Source organism: Bacillus sp. LB7 (assembly GCF_030449715.1).
Taxonomy (GTDB): domain Bacteria; phylum Bacillota; class Bacilli; order Bacillales; family Bacillaceae; genus Bacillus; species Bacillus paralicheniformis.
This window is the reverse complement of record NZ_JASGCA010000001.1, coordinates 313,248-331,642: the sequence shown is the minus strand read 5'-3', so window position 1 is coordinate 331,642 and position 18,395 is coordinate 313,248. Positions and strand designations below refer to the sequence as shown.

Below are 18,395 nucleotides of genomic sequence, written 5' to 3'. Positions count from 1 at the left end.
CTGTTTTATGTATGTTTTTTACATGATAAAAGCTCTCCTACCTGCGGAGAGCTTATACATTGTCATCATCATAATAGTGTGTAACGTTCTGTAAGCCATGTTTTGTTCCGTCGTACTGCTGTCGGCTGCTAAGCCTCGTACTCGGGTGGTAATCATCTATCTACAGAGTCAACTCTGTCCTTCTTTCCGTTCATTTCCGTCCAGAAGGTTCCCCTACCAAAATTTGGGTTTCTCGCTCGAGGGGTTTACCGCGTTCCACTCTCTCCATTTCTAGTGAGATTTCGTCACTGTGGCACTTTCAAGGATACTCAGCCATATCCATAAAGGACGTAGGCTTTTTTCCTGCCGTCAGCCTTCTGCAAGGCTGCCCTAGCTTATGACTTCGCTAGGCACGAACACTACGGGCATCTCAGCACCGTGCGAGCATGGACTTTCCTCTACAGATTTAAAATCTGCAGCGATTACCCGAACGTTAAGACATAAACTATTATAGCTTAGTTTGTTCTAAAGGGCAAGCGGTTTTCATCAATCGTATAATTTGCTTCCAAACACATGTTTTTCCAAATTGGAAAGCCGTTTTAGAATATCAAAATTGGTCGTATTTGATTGAGCCGGCTGTCTCTTGTTGGCTTCTTCAAGCTGTTTTTTCAACTGCAGGTTTTCCTGCTGCAATTCTTCGATTTCCTGATGGAAGGCTTCATAGTCTTTAATGACCATGTCCAAGAATTTGTCAACATCTTCCTGCTTATAGCCTCTGACTCCTGTTTTGAATTCTTTTTCCAAAATTTCTTTAGCAGAAAGCTTCACTTTATCAGCAAGCATCTTTTTCACCTCATATCGTGAATCATCATCTTATATTTTTTCAGAAAACGTGTGCAATGTCAAATTTTCTCTTGCACTTTTTACTCTTCATAAAAGCTGCATTCTTCAACGGTAACTCTCAGGTCATCCATCGTAATCGTGTAAATCGAAAAATCGCGTTTTTCCTGAGCCTTTTTTGCTTCATTCAGCATATACACAGGCGAACCTTCTCTTTCTTCGTCGTACAGAATCAATAAGCCATCCGCCTTTTCGATGAAAAACCGGTTTTTTTGTTTAAATTGGACCGGGCTTTCGTACGGCCTGTGTGTCAAGCTTTCAGTGAAATCGCTGGCTGCGAGCACAGCTTCATACTGCTCTTGGTTTTTCTCGTTCCACTTCTTTTCCTGTTCCAAAAACGGAGTGATGACCGCCACTTTCAAGTCGGGATATTCTTCCTGCAGCGAAAACGCGACTTCCGCCGCCCATAGTTCCGTACCGAGCTGGCCTGAGATAAGGATCCATTCCAGGCCTTCCTCAAGCAGGGCGATCAGTCGGTTTTCAAGCGCTTTTTTTATGTAGAACAGGGCCTTGTCATCCTGTTTGAAAATCCCGAGTTCAAACGGCTTGTACCCTGTAACGGCCAATACTTTCATGATAATCACCTGCTAAAAAATGGGGCCGTATTCCGCCCCATTTTTTTAAAAGATATTCTGTTGCTCACGTTCAATCCGGCGCTCGTTCATCCTGACAAAACTTCCGAAAATCCTTTTTAGTAAGGGCCCATACCCATTCCAGGTCCCGGCATCGCTCCAGGCCCGGGCATCATTCCTGCGCCAGGGCTCACGAAGTGCTGGTGTGATGCCTGGTTGACAGCTGATTGAGTTTGCGGGAAGTAATGAACATGCTGAAAATGCTGATGGTTGACATTCGTTGTGTGCTGCGGGTGAATGTGCGGTACGACGGTTTTGCTTTGCGTATGGTTGTAGCAGCATTGAGTAGGATGAACAATCGGCGCCATTACATGCGGTTTACAGTGCATGAAAATTCCCCTTTCTTTAAGCTTCTATATACACTATTAAATTATGAAGCAAGGGGTAAACATGTACTAATATAAAAACCTATTTTAAAAGTAAGCCATAAAGCTTTCCTTGAAATTCGTCATGATCAATACGATAAACAGTACGACGACAAAAAACAGATAAAACAGCCCCTTATACATATCGACGCTCCCTTCACACCATTCTAACGCTATTTTACAAGAAGCGATCGGTTTCTACAATTCATAACATGCTTGAAATGTTTGGCTTTCGAAGATCGTCGTTTTCTGCGCTTGCCCGGGGAATATTTCGTCCGTATTTCCTCTCCAGCCGCTTGCGCCGTTTCAAGAGGCCGGCCATTTCTTTTTCGGTCAGTTCAAACTTTTGTGAACTGTGCTGCTTGAGCAGGTTATCCGTTACTTCGAGAGCGGCCCGGATATCACGCTTTTGATGTTCAAGGTATTTGGCGAGTTCGATGCCTGCGCGCCAGGCGGTTTTTCCATATTCTCCATTTTGGAGCTTCAGCCAAAGGGCTGCGGCTTCTTTTAGCATGCCTTGTTTTTTGTACTGCATGGATAAATCGAATGATGCGCGTTCAGACTGCTCAAAAGGCTTTTTTTCAAGCTCCTGCAATTGCGCTGTCGCAAGCTCTGTCTCCCGGTTGGCGAGGAGCCACTTTGCCATCGCATACTTTTCATTTGCCTCTGCTGTCTGCTCCGGGGCGAGGATTTTTTTCGATAAATGGATGTAAAGAGAGATTAAAGAAAGCACGTCAAGCTCATTGTGGTGCAAAACGCCTTCAATGATTTCCGGACGTTCCTCCTTTAAAAAATGAAAATACATCATCGGCGCGAGGTAGCCCGGCGTATCTTCAGTTCTTACAACGCCCAGCTCTTCCTTTTCCACCGTCCCCAAAGAGACGCGGTCAAATTTATGCTTCCAAAGGCGGCGTGATCCGTGGAGCAGGTCAAAGTGGCCGAAATCCGGCAGCTTTGGGACCCTGTCGCGGATCAGCGTGTGCCTCGTTTTCACCTGGGGCCAGTCGAACGCTTTCCCGTTATAGGTGACAAGAGACTGAATATCGACTTCACTCAGGAAGCTGTGGTAGAGGGCGGCTTCGTGCCCCGGCTTTGGCAGCAGATGCTGTTTAACGACTACGCGGTCGTCATACACCCGTGCATGGCCGAGCAAAAAGATCGCATTGCCGGCTCCTCCTCCGAGACCGGTCGTTTCCGTGTCAAAGAAAAAAAGCTGGCTCGGTGTATATCCTTTGCTTGAAAGCGAATGGGAAACGGCGCTGTTGTTCCAGCGCCGAACCGTCTCATGCAGCTCAGAAAACGCGTAATGGCCATGAACATGTGTCAACGGATAAACGATTTCCCTGATCAGGCAATAGCATTCCTCAAACACATACGGTTTAACACCGAGTTCGGCCCATTCTTTCTCAAAACCGACGGACATGGAAGTCCGCTTTTCTGCCGGAGGATCCGTTTTTTCTTCTTTCGCTTGATTTCCCAGGTGATGCTTATAGCGGTTAAGTTTTCGTTTTAAAGACATGCCGCTCAACCTTTCCAGCCTCTTAAAAGGCGCAGCGCATTGTTTTTCGTCTGATCGCCGCTGCCGCCCACTCCTATGCAGGAAGGGCATCCTGACTCACACGGACATCTTGAAATCAGCCGATGCGCTTCATTGATGATCTCAGGCATTTGTTCATACACTTTCTGAGACAGCCCCACTCCGCCGGGATAGCGATCATACAAAAAGATCGTCGGCTTTTCGTTATGAACGGCTTTAATTTGCGGAAAAACGTGCAGGTCAGACGGATCGCACATCACTTTTAAGGCGGCGACATGTCCGAGGACGTTTGCAGTTCCAAGCAAAGCCTCTTCCAATTTGATGTCATTCCAATTTAGCCGCTCGTCATCGTTCACCTGCACCCAAGCCGCATTGGTATGCAGTTCCTCTTCAGGCAGATGAATCGGTCCTGAACCGATATTTTCATGCGTCTCAAATTTTATTTTCTTAAAAATCGTCGCTTTTGCCTGAACGGTCACATCCCCAAAACCGAACGCTGCGGTTTCCGTCTTTTTCTCCTTGTCAACTTCGAGAACTCTCAATAGGACGGCAAGATTGGCATCCGTATAGTAATCAACTTGAACCTCGCGGACAAACGCCTTTTTCTCCTCCCAGTCAAGCTTTTCCACCTGGTATTGGATGCCTTGATGCAAATAAATGGCTTCATCGTGCAGCAGCGTCATGGCGCTGAACCTGTCCATTTCCCCGATTACTTTCGCCTTCTCGCGCTTTGACTGATCAATAATGACAACATTTTCCTGAGAAGCCGACCTCAAGCTGATGCCGTGCGCCGGAAAAGCGTCATTCATCCAGTGATACGTGTTCCCGGTTAAGTGGAGGACTCTTTCTTCTGCCAGGTAGTCAAGAATGTCCTCGATTTCGGCACCGCCGAATGTGTCCGTTCTTTTGAAAGGCAGTTCAAAGGCTGCGCATTTGATATGATCGACAAGAATGACCAGGTTATCCGGATTAATGACGGCAGTCTCGGGATTTTGTTTAAAGAAATAGTCCGGATTCTGTACGATGTACTGATCGAGCGGGGCGGAACTTGCCACCATGACAATCAGCGCTTCGTTGTGCCTTCTTCCGGCACGGCCGGCCTGCTGCCAGGCGCTCGAGATCGTTCCCGGATATCCGGTCATGATGCATGTCTGCAGCTGTCCGATGTCAACGCCCAGCTCAAGCGCATTCGTGCTGACAACACCTTTAATATCCCCGCTGCGAAGGCCTTTTTCAATGACGCGCCGCTCGTTCGGCAGATAGCCGCCCCTGTACCCCTGAATCGAATGAGGACCGACAATCGGCTTCATCACTTCCTGCAAGTATGTCAATATAATTTCAACCCGGACTCTGCTTCTTGCAAACACAATCGTCTGAATGCCGTTTTTCAGAAATTCGGATGCGAGCTTTCTCACTTCAAGGGTCGCGCTTTTCCTGATGTTAAGCGAACGGTTGACCATCGGCGGGTTGTAAAATAAAAAGTGCTTTCTTCCCGACGGGGCGCCGTTGTTTGAAATCAGATGCATCGGCTGCCCTGTGAGCGTCTCAGCGAGCTCCAATGGATTGGCGATCGTCGCGGATGTACAGATAAACTGCGGCTTGCTTCCATAAAATTCAGCGATCCGCATCAGCCTCCTGATGACATTGGCTACATGGCTGCCAAAGACTCCCCTGTATACGTGAAGCTCATCGATGACGATATATTTCAGATTTTCAAACAATGACACCCATTTTGTATGATGGGGCAAGATCGCCGAGTGCAGCATATCCGGGTTTGTAATGACGATATGTCCTGCTTTTCTGACTTTCTGCCTGATCGAAGGCGACGTATCTCCGTCATATGTATAACAGTTGATCGACGCACCGATTTCATCAATTAATTCATTCAGTTCGCTTTTTTGGTCCTGTGACAATGCCTTTGTCGGAAAAAGATATAAGCTGCGCGCATCTTGGTCTTCTGTGATCCGCTGAATGACGGGCAGGTTGTAGCAAAGCGTCTTCCCAGATGCCGTCGGCGTCACAAGCGTCACGTTTTTGCCGGCGGCGCTGTTCAGAAACGCGTCAGCCTGATGGGAATACAGCTTTTCTATCCCTCTTTGCTGTAAAGCATGCACGATTCTTTTATCTAAACCTTCAGGAAAATCGCGGTAATCCGCTTCTTTTTCCGCAATTGTATGCCAATGAACAATTTGCTTGCTGAAAGCTTGGTCTTCTTTCAGAAGCTGAATCATATCTGTCAAATTTCGATTTTGAAACAACGCTGTCACCTCTCCCTTCTATTTTAGCGAATGTCCGTTCGTTCTGAAAGAGGTGATTTCCTGAGAAAATGAAAAAGCAGAGAATCGCTCTCTGCTTTTTTGCTGTTACTTAACTTTAAGCTCCATGAGCTTTGTCTCGCTTTTTTTCGCCTTTGCCTCTTCATGTTTTGTGACGCGCTCCAACACATCGCCGTTCATAATGACGATCGGCGTAATGGTGCTGCTCGCTTTTTCCTTGATCAGTTCCAAATCGCACGTTATCAAAGGATCGCCGACTTTTACTTTGTCTCCTTCTTTGACATGGGCTGTGAAACCTTCGCCTTCCATCGCTACGGTTTCAAGACCGATATGAATCAAGAGTTCCACGCCGGACAGTGAACGGATGCCGATGGCATGTTTTGTGTGGAACAGCTGGATCACTTCCCCGTCGACAGGTGATACGATCTCGCCAGCGGAAGGCTCGACAGCCATTCCGTCACCCATCATCTTTTGGGAGAAAACGGGGTCAGGGACTTTTGAAAGTTCCAAAACTTGTCCGTCAACCGGTGAAAAAACGGTTTCTTCTTTCACATCATTTTGTTTCTGACCAATACCGAATAATTTTTTCAGCAATACAGTTGGGCTCCTTTCAAAACGCCTCTTTATGATGGCTATTAAAAGAGGAACAGGTTAAATATCAAATCTTTGGATTCCCCACTATTTAACCACACTTTCAAATTCCCATCAATGAATAACCATACCAAGAGCCCCTGCATAAGCTGAAAATAAAAAACCGGGGTGATGAAGAATGGATTTCAAGGAAAACGACAATCATTCGCTCAGCAAGAAAGACGAAATTCAAGAAGCGGTTGAACAGTTATTTTACAATTCACCTTTCCACGATATTTTAAATTCATTCCAAAAACTGATATCAGACCAGCTTCACAATTCCACCATTTCTATGAACATCAGAGAGGAGAATGAGGCGCTTCACGTCGACATCGCCGTTCCTGAAACGTTTCAAAACGGAGATATCATGATTGAAGCGAAATCAAGGTATCTTCATATCGCCTTGAAGGAGAAACAAGAAAGCGGCGGATCTTCATCATTTACAAGCCTGTCCAGAACCGTTCTGCTCCCATATCCCGTCCGCGAAGAAACAATGAAGACGTCGTGGAACCGAAATATCCTCACAGTCTCATTTCCGGAGCAAAAAAAGCATGAATGACCTTCATCCATGCTTTTTTTATTTGAAGAATCCCATAAACCCTTTGGCCAGCGCTCCGACCTGGTTGACCGTGCTCACCATCTGGCCCGCGGTGTCCATCATTTTGCTGAAATCAAACTGCCCGTTCTTTTTTTTGAATTGCGACAGAAAGCTTTGAAACTGTGATGGCTGGTGGAGATTCGGCCGCGGCGAGGGATATGGATGCTGATAAGGAAATGCCTGAAACGGCGGAAGCGGCGGCTGCATTTGCTGCTGAACAGGCTGATGATGGACTGAAAACGGGTCCACATTCTGCTCAATCGGCTGCTGATATGCCTGCGGCCGCTGAACTGGATGAGCGTACGGGACGGTTTCCTGACTGTAGTACGGCTGAACGGGATGATAGGCATAATGGTTTTGCTGATCGGCTTGAACATACGCACAGGGGCCGGAATAAGGATATACGGCGGTTCTCCTCTCTCCCATCTTTCCTCTCCTCCTAAAGCCCTTTTTTATATGTGTATGATATAAAGGCATTTCTTGTTCCAAAGGTTCTGTCACAAGTTTGTCAAAAAGTGTCGAAAATTTTAATATTTGAAAAACAGAAAAAAGTCGAATTGTTATGGTACGATATTATTAATATAAAGGAGAGGGGATGCACCATATGAACGTATCATACTTAAGAAATTGTTTTGCCGAGATGAAACAGTATGAGACAGACTGCATGAACAAACTGATGGATTTCGCCAAGTTTTTGTATATCCAGGGACATCTGACATTAAACGAATTTCGCACAAGTATGAAAGTTCTTGAAGCGAATGGCGCACAGCACCCTGCTTATGATATGAATACGGACGCCAGCTAAACAAACAGCCCTATTAAAAAAGAAGACCGGGATTAGGCCCGGTCTTTCTCAGATTGTTGACAAAATCCCAAAACTGCTCTTAGTTTTGGGATTTTGTCATCCTTTCAGCGTGAATGAAAACCCTTGCAGTCTAGGAAGGTCGAGCATCGGAGCGCAGCGAATGTTGAAATTCGTGAGCACCGACGCGCAGACCTGACAACGAATGCGAGGGTTTGTCAGCACGCTGAGACCGGGATTAGGCCCGGTCTTCTTTTAATATATCGTCTTCTACGTTTTTCAGCGTATAAAGGACGGATTCCGTCAGATCTTTAAAGCGTTTTTTATGGATTTTGCAAAAATAGGACTGCATGAAAATTTCATTTGCATTTTCCTCAACCGAGTTGAGCTGTTCTTCGTAAATGTATTTTGGCCGACTGGCCTTGATATAAGGCAGGCTTTCTGCCAGCCAGTTTTTCACTGTTTGTTCGAATCTCTCGACAGAAGGTTTGACAACTTCGAAAAAATCGTATTCCGTCCCTTCCTCTTTTCCCTTACTGTATCGTTCTTCCGCTTCTTTTACAAGGCGGATTAATTCCCGTGTCTGTACAAGAAGAGATTGTCTATCCAATTTTTTCACCTCGGGTTTATCGTACCAAAGGAAGACGACCGTTACAACGAATCCGGCTTATGCCGTCTCTCCTCTTGGCTCCACTCCCATTAACGTGCTGTTTAAACAAGCCAAGAGCTCTGCCAGTTCTTTTTCAATCAGATCGAGCCGTTCGTTCCATGCAGCCTGCTTTTCATGCTCCGCCCGGCGTACGGCTTCTGTCAAAGCCTTCTCAGCAGACGACATGTCTGATTCCGTTTCCAAAAGCATTTGAAGGACCGAGTCTTTGCTTGCACATCCGTTCATTTGCTTCCCTCCTTTTTGATCGCCTTCTATGCATTCTCCCCTATGCGCCCCCTCTCCTCCGCAGCTGACAAAACTAGAAGCAAACCGCCAAAGAAACTCATTTTCCAGCCAAACGCGCCGCTTTCGACAAGTGATCTTGCGAAAAATGGTATGATCAGCGCTTTTTTGCAAAATCTAAAAAGGTAAGGAGGTGCCCGCTGTGGAAAACAACAAAAAGAAAACACCTGCGAAAACAAAACCTGATGCTAAACAAACAGACACACTGGATAAGAAATTAGGCGGACCTAACCGCCCGTCCACTTAAAAAGCAAGGAGAACCCTTGCTTTTTTCTGTTTTACCTCTTATTCAGCCAATGCTCCAGCGAAAACAATGCCTGCAGCTGCCTTCTTTTTTGGAAATACCAATCGGTGATTTCAATCGTTTTCGGCAGTTTTTCATCTTTGAACATCGCCTCTCTCTTTCCTCCGCGAAACCAATCACATTTTAATCCGTCTAATGAATGGGCAACAACGGGATAACATGTTCTCAAAAACGGCGAAGTTCTGATTTTAACCCCTGCCCAGCGCTCCATATCAAAGCGCGATCCGGTATGCGGAACACGTGATGTAAAGTGGAAAAAACCGGGGAAAAGCTCAGGCGAAAACAGCAGCTCGCTTAATTGCTTGCCGAGCTTGATCCTTTCCTTTAAACTAGTGAAGCGTTTGACAGACACGCCGTAAAAAACGCCTTCAACCGTCGGAAAAATGACCGTATTGAAGTGAAACCATTCACATAGCTGAAAAGGAATCGTCTGAAAAACATTCTTTTTAAACAAAGGATTTTGTATAATAGGAGTTTGGATAGTGTTTTGTTCATTTATAATGAGAGCATACATGAGCCGCTTTTGATCGCGCTCATGCCAGAACCGCTCCCATTCCGTTTTCATAAATGAAGACACGCCAAATGAGGAGAGCAAATGAAACAGCGGCTGGCCAAGCTGCTTGGACCAATGGTATAACAGGAGCTGCGGATAGGCGTCCGAAAAAATCAGCCAGTTCGCTCTCTCATACGTTAAAAACAGCCATTTCTGCTGAAAAGCCGTAAGTCCGAGCTCGAATAAACGCCCTTTTAAATCGGTCATTGACCAGCCGGCATTCCTGGAAACAAATGAAGCCAAAAGCGACCACTTGATTTCAGGATGGCGGTCAAAGTAGCGTTTGTAGGCATTTGTCCGTGAGATATTGTCCTTGTTCAGTTTTGCGGTCAGCTCTTGAATGCGGCTCGTCAGCTCCGCCGCGGAAAAAGTGTTGTGCAAGATCAGCCACTTCCGTTAGTATCCAGATTTTTTTGTAAAAGGAGGATGAAGAAAGTGATTCGTTACCCGAACGGCAAATCGTATCAGCCGAAAACAGCTGCCTCATCCTTGCAAAAGAAGCCGTCGTATTCCAATCGCGGCATGACCCTCGAAGATGACCTGAATGAAACGAATATGTATTATCAATCTCATTCGATTGCGGTCATCCATAAAAAACCGACACCTGTACAGATTGTTCAGGTCGATTATCCGAAGCGAAGCGCTGCGGTGATCAAGGAAGCATATTTCAAGCAGTCGTCAACTACTGATTATAATGGGGTTTATAAAGGCCGCTACATCGATTTTGAAGCGAAAGAAACGAAGAGCCGGACCTCCTTTCCGCTTCAGAATTTCCACGATCATCAGATCGAGCATATGAAGCAGGTTGTGGCGCAAGACGGCATTTGTTTTGTTATCATATCCGCTTTTGAAGAAATTTATTTTTTGGAAGCAGAAAAATTATTTTATTTCTGGGAGCGCAAAAAACAAAACGGCAGAAAATCGATCCGAAAAGACGAGCTTCAGGAAGCCGCTCACCCCATTTCACTTGGATACTCGCCAAGAATTGATTATATTAAGATTATTGATCAGTTGTATTTTTCGCCATCATAAATTATGATTTTAAAGTCATGTGAGCGGAAAGGTTTAACTAACGAAAGGTTGAGATGTTATGTCAGATCAATTTAACAGCCGCCAGGAACGGCGAAAAGCCCAGCAGGGCAAAAGCAGGTCTAATACTCATTCTAAACCCAAGAAAAAGAAAAAAGCAGGATTGTTTAAAAAAATTCTTTTATCCATTTTAATCATCGGTGTTATCGGCTTGATTGCCGGGGGCGTCACTTTTGCCGTGATGGTAGCGGACTCGCCGTCCCTTGATGAAGCAAAACTGAAAACACCGTACTCTTCCACAATCTATGACAAAAACGGAAAAGAAATCGCCGAAATTGGTTCGGAAAAACGGACATACGTGTCGATTAAAGACATACCTGATTCCGTCAAAAACGCATTTCTTGCAACGGAAGACGCGCGTTTCTATGACCACCACGGCGTCGACCCGATCCGGATCGGAGGAGCGCTTCTGGCAAACTTCGAAGGCGGATTCGGTTCTGAAGGCGGAAGTACGATCACACAGCAGGTCGTCAAAAACTCCCTTCTGTCACATGAAAAAACGCTGAAACGGAAAGTCCAGGAAGTCTGGCTGTCGTTCCAGCTTGAAAGAAAATATTCAAAAGACGAGATTCTTGAAATGTATTTAAACCGGATTTACTTCTCGCCGCAGGCCTACGGTGTCGGAAAAGCGGCTGAGCAGTTCTACGGGGTTACAGATCTAAACGACTTGACGGTCGAGCAGGCCGCAACGCTTGCCGGCATGCCGCAAAGCCCGAATAACTACAACCCGATCAAACATCCGGAAAAAGCCGAGAAACGGCGCAACGTCGTGCTGAGCCTGATGAACAAACACGGCTTTATCTCTGACGCAGAATACAACAAAGCGAAAAAAGTAGCCGTCACAAAAGGCCTTGTCTCTCCGAAGGAGTACGCAAAAACAACGTCCAACAAATACAGCGCGTTTGTCGAGCAGGTCGTCGCTGAAGTGAAAGAAAAAGCTAACGTCACTCCGGGAACAGACGGACTAAAGATTTACACGACAATTGATACAGACGCCCAGGATTATGTGGATGAGCTGATGGACGGCGATTCGATCCAGTATACCGAAAAAATGCAGGCCGGCCTCACCTTGCTTGATACAAAAACCGGAGAAATCCGCGCGATCGGTGGCGGGCGAAATCGAAATGCGGGCGACTGGAATTATGCAGTTGATGAAAAACGCCAGCCGGGTTCAACGATCAAACCAATTCTTGACTACGGACCTGTTATTGAGAACAAAAAATGGTCGACATATGAACAGATTAAAGATGAGCCGTACAAATATTCTACCGGACAGGAAATTCATAACTATGACCGGAATTACAAACGCTGGATGTCAATGAGAGAGGCGCTCGCCGATTCAAGAAACATCCCTGCTTTAAAAGCGTTTCAGGCTGCCGGTAAAGATAACGTGTTAAATTTTGCAAAAGGCCTTGGCCTTTCGATTGATAAGGATGAGTTACACGAATCCTATGCGATCGGCGGATTCGGAAACGGTGTATCGACATTGCAAATGGCCGGAGCGTACAGCGCGTTCGGCAACAACGGCTACTACAATGAGCCGCACACCGTCACAGCGGTGGAATTCAATGACGGCACAAAGCTGGATTTGACGCCTGAATCAAAGGCTGCCATGAGCGACTACACGGCATTCATGATGACGGATATGCTGCAAACAGCCGTTCAGACGGGAACAGGTAGAGCCGCGCAAGTTCCTAATGTTACTGTAGCTGGTAAAACAGGTACAACCAACTTTGATGAAGCCGATATCAAAAAGTATGGCATAAATCCAAATGGAGCAAGAGATTCATGGTTTGTCGGCTATACACCGCAATACACAGCTGCCGTTTGGACCGGAAAATCCGGCCATAATTCGCTGAGCGCAAACGAACAGCAAGTCGCCAAGCTCCTGTTCAAAAAACTGATTGCCAAGGTGGACAACGGCAGCGGCTCATTTGAAAAGCCTGACAGCGTCGTTGAAGCGACCGTTCTAAAAGGCTCGAATCCGCCGGTGCTCGCCAGCAGCAACACGCCTAGCGATAAAAAAGTCACTGAGTACTTTGTAAAAGGCACACAGCCGACGACTGTTTCGAAAAAATTTGAGGAAAAAGAAGATGCCGACAAGCCGACAGGGTTGAGCGCAGAATATGATGAAGCATCAAAGAGCATCAAGCTTTCATGGTCATATTCCGGAGACGGTGATGTATCCTTTAAAGTCAAACAATCTATCGACGGAGGCGGATACAGCGAAGTTCAAAGCAGCAGCGCGAAAGAAGCCGTCATACCGAATGCAAAAGAAGGATCCGTCTACAGATTCCAAGTCACGGCCGTTACTGAAGATGGCGAAAGCGACCCTGCTTCTGTGACGCTTAAAGTCAACGCTGCTGAAGATGATGAGTCAAAAGCGGACGATGAAAAGAAAGACGAGGATGACGAGAAGAAGCAGGATGCTGATGATGATCAGGACAAAGACAAACAAAATAACGGCAACTCAAATCAGCCGGATGATCAAAATTCAGGCAATACGGATCAAAACAATCAAAATCCGGGAAATACAGACGGCAGAAAAGATGATGACGCCGATGATCAAAACAAAGATCAGAATAAAGACAAAGACAAAAAACCGGATCAAGACAGCAACACAGATGATCAACAAACAAATTCCAACGGTCAATCAACCGGCAACCATTAATCTAAAAAGCCACTCACAGTTTAGTGAGTGGCTTTTTTATGATTGATGGCAACATATTTATAAAATTGCTTTTTCATTTCCGTAAACAATTCATCAAGCTGAATAAAACAATGGTACTGCGTTGGTTTCTGGAGGATAAACTCGAGGCGTTCCGTCCAGTTCATCGGCTTGGCTCCAAAATCCTTACGGGTGATGATCTCCCAGTTGAGACTTTTGACAGGCTCCCCCATCGTCCAGTGGAAGCTTGCGATCAAGCAGCACACCCCGTTTAGCATATCATCCTGGCTGCACCTTGACTTTCTCGTTTTAAAGACGGGCAGAAGCTTTTCTTTTGTACGCTCCCAAGCCGCAAACAGAAGCGGGACCCATTCTTCCGCATGCTCCCACGGCTTGTCTTCTTCTATGTCCTGAAAAAAATCATAGCAGAGCGGATTTTCCGAAAGAACGTCAAGCCTTTCGCCGGATTCCGGTCTTCTCTTCCGCAGCGTTTTTTCGTATTCGTCCAACAGTGAAACGCTTGTCACGGCAACTTCACCAGCCCTTTTTTATATCGTTTTTGTCCTTCCCTGCACAGAGAAAACAACGGGCATTCTTCACATTTCGGCCTTTGCGCCTTACAGTGATAGCGTCCGAAAAAGATCAGGCGGTGATGAGTAACAGACCACTCTGATTCAGGCACTTTTTTCATCAGCGTCTTTTCGACTTCCGCGACCGAATCCTTCCATCTGCAAATGCCGAGTCTTTTTGAGACCCTTTCCACATGGGTGTCGACTGCAATGGCAGGAACACCGAATGCAACGGAAACGACGACATTGGCGGTTTTTCTCCCGACGCCCGGAAGTTTCACCAGCTCATCCCGGTCTTTCGGCACTTCACCGCTGTATTCTTCCAGCAGCATTTTGCAGAGCTTTTGAATATTTTTGGCTTTGTTCCGGTATAAGCCGATCGATTTGATATCTTGCTGCAGCTCTTCAAGCGAAACGGCAAGATAGTCTTCAGGCTTTTTATATTTTTTGAAAAGCGTTTTCGTCACTTTATTGACAAGCGCGTCTGTGCACTGGGCCGATAAAGCGACGGCGATGACAAGTTCAAACGGATTGTCATGGACTAATTCGCATTCAGCATCCGGAAACATTTCACCGATTGTTTCTAAACAAAACTCGATCTGTTTTTTTGTCAGCATGTCTTCACCTTTCACTTTATTGTTCAAGCCAATTGTAAAAAGGAACTTGTCTTGTATACTCCTTTTGCTCATTTTGCCGCGGAGCGGTCTTCCGCCTGAATCTTTGGCTGTAGTTTGCGGCTTGTTCGACGGTTGAAACGCCGTTTTTCTTCCACTCAAACAAAATCCGGTCAATGTATCGGAAATTTAGTTTTCCTGATATGACGGCTTCTTTGAGAGCTTGTTTGATCAGCTGTGCATCGTGATGATCCTGGTCAAGCCAGATGCTGAGCGTCTCGCATTCCAGCGGAGACAGCGGCCGCGCAAATTCCTCTTCAAAGACCGTATAAAGGCTCTTCTGTTCGCCTTCATTCTGTTCAGCAAGTTGCTTCTGCTCGGCCATTTCAAGATGCTCAAACAGCTTGCCCCAGAGAGGTTCAAGCGAATACTTTTCAAACTTAATGCCGTTCTGGTCTTCGCATTCTTCTATATAGATGAAGCCTTTTTGAATGAACATTCTCAGCATGTTCATACATTGTTCGGTTTCAATCGACATCGTCTTGCTTAATTCCTCCGGGGTCGGAAAAAATGAACCTCTCTCAACATGCATTTTAATGTTTAAGAGCAGCATGAATTCTGTCTCGTTTAAGCCAAGCTCCCGATAGTTCAAAAAAAGCAGATTCGGAATGGTGACAGATCCCATCTCCTGCATCTTAATAAAGTGCTGTTTTTTCATTCGATACACCTCTTACCTTCCAGTATATCATGGATGACTGTGAAAAAGTCTCCTGCAATCAGGAGACTTTTTTCTTAAGGATATAAGCGATTTAATAGTCTTGGGAACGGAATCGTTTCGCGGACGTGCGGAGAGCCGCAGATCCAGGCAACCGTCCGTTCTAGTCCGAGTCCGAATCCTGAATGCGGAACTGATCCGTATTTTCTCAGCTCTGCATACCATTGATAAGCATCCGATTCTAAACCGTGCTCTTTCAGGCGTGCTTCGAGAAGCTCAAGATCATGGATCCGTTCAGATCCGCCGATAATCTCACCGTAGCCTTCAGGCGCAATCAAGTCAGCGCACAGTACGACATCTTCCCTGTCAGGGGCAGGCTGCATATAAAACGGCTTTAATGATGTCGGATAGTGTGTAATAAATACCGGCTTGTCATAGCTTTCGGCAATCGCCGTTTCGTGAGGAGCGCCGAAATCATCGCCCCATTCAATATCGTCAAAGCCTTTCTCTTTTAAGAACTGAAGCGCTTCATCATATGTGATTCTTGGGAAAGGCGCTTTGATAAGCTCCAGTTTTGAAGTGTCTCTGCCGAGCGTATTCAGTTCGATTTTGCAGTTTTCAAGCACGCTTTGGACGACAAAAGAGACATAGTTCTCTTGAACTTCAAGGTTTTCATTGAATTCGACAAACGCCATTTCCGGTTCGATCATCCAGAATTCGATCAGATGGCGCTTCGTTTTTGATTTCTCGGCTCTGAAAGTCGGCCCGAATGAAAAGACTTTTCCTAAAGCCATTGCAGCAGCTTCCATGTAAAGCTGGCCGCTTTGCGAAAGGTAGGCATCTTCGTCAAAATACTTTGTCGCAAAAAGCTCTGTCGTTCCTTCAGGTGCGCTTCCCGTCAAAATTGGAGGATCGACTTTAACAAAGCCTTCCTTATTGAAAAATTCGTATGTAGCGCGAATGATTTCATTGCGGATTTTCATCGTTGCGTGCTGCCGTTTTGAACGGAGCCACAAATGTCTGTGATCCATCAAAAATTCTGTTCCGTGTTCTTTTGGTGTAATCGGATAATCTGTCGCTTCATGGATGACTTCAAGCGATGTGACAGCAAGCTCGTAGCCGAGTGGCGAACGCTCGTCTTCTTTGACGACGCCTTTTACATATAGCGATGTTTCCTGTGTGACAGATTTAGCGGCTTGAAATGTTTCTTCATCCACTTCCGCTTTGACGACGACTCCTTGGATAAAGCCTGTCCCGTCTCTTAGCTGCAAAAACGCAATTTTGCCGCTTGAGCGTTTGTTGGCGATCCAAGCGCCGATTGTTACTTCTTCACCAACATGCTTGTACACTTGGTTTATTGTTGTTTTCACTATCGTTTCCCTCCAAAACACGAAAGAATTCGGTCAAGCCCTCATTCTTTCTGACGTCCATAACGTATATTATACCTTTTTTGAATCGTTCAGGTCAATGCAGCTTGCGTGCATGCAAAAAGCGTCCAGCTGCGGACGCTTTCTGCTTCTAGCGGCTGCGATTCACGACAAAGCGGCGAATCCGTGTGACCGCTTCTTCCAAAAGTGACAGGGATGTCGCATACGACAGACGGATGTTGTCCGGTGCGCCGAACCCTGAACCGGGAACAATCGCAACTTTTTCTTCTTCCAAAAGCGCTTCGGCGAATTCATCAACGCTTGAAAAGCCGCACGATTCTGCCGCTTTTTTTGCATTTGGGAACAAGTAGAAGGCCCCTTCAGGCTTCAGGCATGTCAATCCCGGAATGTCAACAAGCAGTTCATACACCTTGTTCAGCCGGTCTTCAAAAGCTTTTCTCATCTCTTCAACAGGCTCGTTTGGTCCATTGTAAGCGGCAATGGCTCCGTATTGTGCGACAGATGTCGGATTTGACGTGCTGTGGCTGGCAAGGTTCGTCATCGCTTTAATGATCGGTTCGCTGCCTGCCGCATACCCGATTCTCCAGCCGGTCATGCTGTGTGACTTGGAAACCCCGTTGATGATCACGGTTTGGTTTTTAAGTTCTGGAGAAAGCTGTGCAATGGATACATGTTTTTTTCCGCCGTATATCAGCTTTTCATATATTTCATCAGATACGATTAAAATGTCGCGGCGAAGGCATACTTCACCGAGCGCTTTAAGCTCTTCTTCCGTATACATCATGCCTGTCGGATTGCTTGGGGAATTGATGATCACAGCCTTCGTTTTTTCCGTGACGGCTTTTTCAAGCTGCTCCGGAGAAATTTTGAAGCTGTTTTCCTCAAGGCCTTCCACAAATACCGGTTTGCCGCCTGCAAGCTTGACTTGTTCAGGATAGCTGACCCAGTACGGAGTCGGAATAATCACTTCGTCCCCCTCGTCGAGGAGCACTTGAAATAGGGTGTAAAGAGCATGCTTTGCACCTGTGCAGACGATAACTTCAGATTGGCGGTACTCGATTCCCTGATCGCGCTTGAATTTTTCGCGGATGCTGTCTTTCAGTGCCGCAAGACCTCCGGAAGGCGTGTATTTGGTATGTCCTTCATTCATCGAACGGACAGCCGCCTCAATGATGTGCTCAGGCGTATTAAAATCCGGTTCACCCGCCCCAAGACCGATGACATCGTGCCCTGCCGCTTTTAAATCTTTTGCTTTTGCAGTGATTGCCAATGTTGCAGATGGTGTTAACGCTGATACTCTTTTAGCTAGATTCAACTTGATTTCCCCCTGTTTCGTCTAAGGCGTAATATTTTTGTGAATTTTTCCGTTTATAAAGTCCACATAGCTTAAACTGTACTGCCCATCTTTATTTAAGTATGTAACTTCCCACAATAGAACATTGCCTTCCCTTGCAAGGTGCACCTCTTTAAGCTCAGACACAAGACCTTCATCCTGAACCGCTTTTGAAGCCTGGCGGCCGGTAATGCCGTCTGCCGCTTTTTTGTAAATCGTTTTCTGCTTTTTGTCAGCAGGCACCCAAACATACATTTTGCCGCCTTTTTTGTCCGTCCCTGTGACAATGTACTGCTTTTCTTTGCCGACAAACGTCTCCACGCTGTCAACTTGTTTTAAGCCTGCTTCCTGCTTGGCTGTTTCGGCAGCCTGCTCGTGGCCGCTTTCTTTCTGATCCATTGCCGTACGGTAGACATTCGCTCCCGCAAGAAGTGCTGTTAAAAAGATAATACCAAATATCAGTATGAAAATTAATGTTTTTTTGCCCATTT

Annotated in this window: 21 protein-coding genes and 1 other RNA gene; 5 read left to right on the top strand and 17 right to left on the bottom strand. The window is 46.1% G+C overall.

Annotation, left to right across the window (positions count from 1 at the left end):
- Positions 1-86: 86 nt before the first annotated feature.
- The 7 genes from rnpB to QMZ64_RS01640 all read right to left on the bottom strand — a co-directional run bounded on the left by rnpB (position 87) and on the right by QMZ64_RS01640 (position 6,283).
- Positions 87-473: RNase P RNA component class B (rnpB, locus tag QMZ64_RS01670), an RNA gene on the bottom strand.
- A gap of 52 nt (positions 474-525) precedes the next feature.
- A complete protein-coding gene (gpsB, locus tag QMZ64_RS01665; protein ID WP_003182873.1) occupies positions 526-822 on the bottom strand; it encodes a cell division regulator GpsB in 297 nt (98 codons plus the stop codon).
- 80 nt (positions 823-902) lie between these two features.
- Positions 903-1,454: an SLOG family protein gene (locus QMZ64_RS01660; protein ID WP_265626629.1), complete on the bottom strand. Its 552-nt coding sequence runs from the start codon at positions 1,452-1,454 to the stop codon at positions 903-905.
- Between the two features lie 116 nt (positions 1,455-1,570).
- A complete protein-coding gene (locus QMZ64_RS01655) occupies positions 1,571-1,840 on the bottom strand; it encodes a CotD family spore coat protein (RefSeq protein WP_020451911.1) in 270 nt (89 codons plus the stop codon).
- A 241-nt stretch (positions 1,841-2,081) separates the two neighbouring features.
- Positions 2,082-3,395, bottom strand: a complete 1,314-nt coding sequence (locus QMZ64_RS01650; protein ID WP_265626625.1) for a ribonuclease H-like domain-containing protein — start codon at positions 3,393-3,395, stop codon at positions 2,082-2,084.
- 5 nt (positions 3,396-3,400) lie between these two features.
- A complete protein-coding gene (locus QMZ64_RS01645) occupies positions 3,401-5,644 on the bottom strand; it encodes a DEAD/DEAH box helicase (RefSeq protein WP_265627796.1) in 2,244 nt (747 codons plus the stop codon).
- 132 nt (positions 5,645-5,776) lie between these two features.
- On the bottom strand, positions 5,777-6,283 hold the full coding sequence (locus QMZ64_RS01640; protein ID WP_243941017.1) for a PTS sugar transporter subunit IIA: 507 nt from the start codon (positions 6,281-6,283) through the stop codon (positions 5,777-5,779).
- A 175-nt stretch (positions 6,284-6,458) separates the two neighbouring features.
- Between QMZ64_RS01640 and QMZ64_RS01635 the strand changes: the two genes are divergently transcribed.
- Positions 6,459-6,878 carry an Hsp20/alpha crystallin family protein gene (locus tag QMZ64_RS01635; protein WP_301441096.1) on the top strand — a complete coding sequence of 140 codons (420 nt, stop codon included), beginning with the start codon at positions 6,459-6,461 and terminating at the stop codon, positions 6,876-6,878.
- 18 nt (positions 6,879-6,896) lie between these two features.
- On the opposite strand, the gene QMZ64_RS01630 is transcribed toward QMZ64_RS01635, so the two are convergent.
- Positions 6,897-7,343: a YppG family protein gene (locus QMZ64_RS01630; RefSeq protein ID WP_301441095.1), complete on the bottom strand. Its 447-nt coding sequence runs from the start codon at positions 7,341-7,343 to the stop codon at positions 6,897-6,899.
- A gap of 178 nt (positions 7,344-7,521) precedes the next feature.
- On the opposite strand from QMZ64_RS01630, the gene QMZ64_RS01625 reads away from it, so the two are divergent.
- Complete coding sequence (locus QMZ64_RS01625; RefSeq protein ID WP_011198064.1) at positions 7,522-7,722, top strand: YppF family protein; 201 nt, start codon at positions 7,522-7,524, stop codon at positions 7,720-7,722.
- Positions 7,723-7,957: 235 nt separating this feature from the next.
- Here QMZ64_RS01625 and QMZ64_RS01620 read toward each other — a convergent pair whose 3' ends face one another.
- A complete protein-coding gene (locus QMZ64_RS01620) occupies positions 7,958-8,329 on the bottom strand; it encodes a YppE family protein (RefSeq protein WP_322784715.1) in 372 nt (123 codons plus the stop codon).
- A gap of 57 nt (positions 8,330-8,386) precedes the next feature.
- Positions 8,387-8,614 (bottom strand): YppD family protein, encoded by a 228-nt coding sequence (locus QMZ64_RS01615; RefSeq protein WP_165427381.1) that lies wholly within the window; start codon positions 8,612-8,614, stop codon positions 8,387-8,389.
- Between the two features lie 199 nt (positions 8,615-8,813).
- Between QMZ64_RS01615 and sspM the strand changes: the two genes are divergently transcribed.
- Positions 8,814-8,918, top strand: coding sequence for an acid-soluble spore protein SspM (sspM, locus tag QMZ64_RS01610; protein ID WP_025811234.1), 105 nt, complete (start codon positions 8,814-8,816; stop codon positions 8,916-8,918).
- 31 nt (positions 8,919-8,949) lie between these two features.
- Here the strand turns inward: sspM and QMZ64_RS01605 are convergent, their stop codons facing one another.
- Positions 8,950-9,909 (bottom strand): DUF2515 domain-containing protein, encoded by a 960-nt coding sequence (locus QMZ64_RS01605; RefSeq protein ID WP_409365384.1) that lies wholly within the window; start codon positions 9,907-9,909, stop codon positions 8,950-8,952.
- Between the two features lie 54 nt (positions 9,910-9,963).
- On the opposite strand from QMZ64_RS01605, the gene recU reads away from it, so the two are divergent.
- Together recU and QMZ64_RS01595 are read left to right on the top strand one after the other, a co-directional pair.
- Complete coding sequence (gene recU / locus QMZ64_RS01600) at positions 9,964-10,560, top strand: Holliday junction resolvase RecU (protein ID WP_003182896.1); 597 nt, start codon at positions 9,964-9,966, stop codon at positions 10,558-10,560.
- Between the two features lie 58 nt (positions 10,561-10,618).
- A complete protein-coding gene (locus QMZ64_RS01595) occupies positions 10,619-13,288 on the top strand; it encodes a PBP1A family penicillin-binding protein (RefSeq protein WP_265626615.1) in 2,670 nt (889 codons plus the stop codon).
- Positions 13,289-13,308: 20 nt separating this feature from the next.
- Here QMZ64_RS01595 and QMZ64_RS01590 read toward each other — a convergent pair whose 3' ends face one another.
- From QMZ64_RS01590 to tseB, 6 genes are all read right to left on the bottom strand, one after another.
- Positions 13,309-13,812, bottom strand: coding sequence for a YpoC family protein (locus QMZ64_RS01590; protein WP_409365383.1), 504 nt, complete (start codon positions 13,810-13,812; stop codon positions 13,309-13,311).
- Positions 13,809-14,471 (bottom strand): endonuclease III, encoded by a 663-nt coding sequence (gene nth / locus QMZ64_RS01585; protein ID WP_265626614.1) that lies wholly within the window; start codon positions 14,469-14,471, stop codon positions 13,809-13,811. The genes QMZ64_RS01590 and nth overlap by 4 nt, the downstream gene beginning before the upstream one ends.
- Positions 14,472-14,487: 16 nt before the next feature.
- Positions 14,488-15,186, bottom strand: coding sequence for a DnaD domain-containing protein (locus tag QMZ64_RS01580; RefSeq protein ID WP_243941031.1), 699 nt, complete (start codon positions 15,184-15,186; stop codon positions 14,488-14,490).
- A 74-nt stretch (positions 15,187-15,260) separates the two neighbouring features.
- A complete protein-coding gene (gene asnS, locus QMZ64_RS01575; RefSeq protein WP_165427387.1) occupies positions 15,261-16,553 on the bottom strand; it encodes an asparagine--tRNA ligase in 1,293 nt (430 codons plus the stop codon).
- A gap of 148 nt (positions 16,554-16,701) precedes the next feature.
- Complete coding sequence (locus QMZ64_RS01570) at positions 16,702-17,886, bottom strand: pyridoxal phosphate-dependent aminotransferase (protein WP_243941033.1); 1,185 nt, start codon at positions 17,884-17,886, stop codon at positions 16,702-16,704.
- Positions 17,887-17,907: 21 nt separating this feature from the next.
- Complete coding sequence (tseB, locus tag QMZ64_RS01565) at positions 17,908-18,393, bottom strand: cell wall elongation/penicillin-binding protein regulator TseB (protein ID WP_020451926.1); 486 nt, start codon at positions 18,391-18,393, stop codon at positions 17,908-17,910.
- Positions 18,394-18,395: the final 2 nt, after the last annotated feature.

What these genes read in the sequence shown, in the direction of transcription:
- gpsB (WP_003182873.1), bottom strand. Translation starts at nt 822, where the DNA reads ATGCTTGCTGATAAAGTGAAGCTTTCTGCTAAAGAAATTTTGGAAAAA.
- QMZ64_RS01660 (WP_265626629.1), bottom strand. Translation starts at nt 1,454, where the DNA reads ATGAAAGTATTGGCCGTTACAGGGTACAAGCCGTTTGAACTCGGGATT.
- QMZ64_RS01655 (WP_020451911.1), bottom strand. Translation starts at nt 1,840, where the DNA reads ATGCACTGTAAACCGCATGTAATGGCGCCGATTGTTCATCCTACTCAA.
- QMZ64_RS01650 (WP_265626625.1), bottom strand. Translation starts at nt 3,395, where the DNA reads ATGTCTTTAAAACGAAAACTTAACCGCTATAAGCATCACCTGGGAAAT.
- QMZ64_RS01645 (WP_265627796.1), bottom strand. Translation starts at nt 5,644, where the DNA reads ATGATTCAGCTTCTGAAAGAAGACCAAGCTTTCAGCAAGCAAATTGTT.
- QMZ64_RS01635 (WP_301441096.1), top strand. Translation starts at nt 6,459, where the DNA reads ATGGATTTCAAGGAAAACGACAATCATTCGCTCAGCAAGAAAGACGAA.
- QMZ64_RS01630 (WP_301441095.1), bottom strand. Translation starts at nt 7,343, where the DNA reads ATGGGAGAGAGGAGAACCGCCGTATATCCTTATTCCGGCCCCTGTGCG.
- QMZ64_RS01625 (WP_011198064.1), top strand. Translation starts at nt 7,522, where the DNA reads ATGAACGTATCATACTTAAGAAATTGTTTTGCCGAGATGAAACAGTAT.
- QMZ64_RS01615 (WP_165427381.1), bottom strand. Translation starts at nt 8,614, where the DNA reads ATGAACGGATGTGCAAGCAAAGACTCGGTCCTTCAAATGCTTTTGGAA.
- QMZ64_RS01595 (WP_265626615.1), top strand. Translation starts at nt 10,619, where the DNA reads ATGTCAGATCAATTTAACAGCCGCCAGGAACGGCGAAAAGCCCAGCAG.
- nth (WP_265626614.1), bottom strand. Translation starts at nt 14,471, where the DNA reads ATGCTGACAAAAAAACAGATCGAGTTTTGTTTAGAAACAATCGGTGAA.
- QMZ64_RS01580 (WP_243941031.1), bottom strand. Translation starts at nt 15,186, where the DNA reads ATGAAAAAACAGCACTTTATTAAGATGCAGGAGATGGGATCTGTCACC.
- tseB (WP_020451926.1), bottom strand. Translation starts at nt 18,393, where the DNA reads ATGGGCAAAAAAACATTAATTTTCATACTGATATTTGGTATTATCTTT.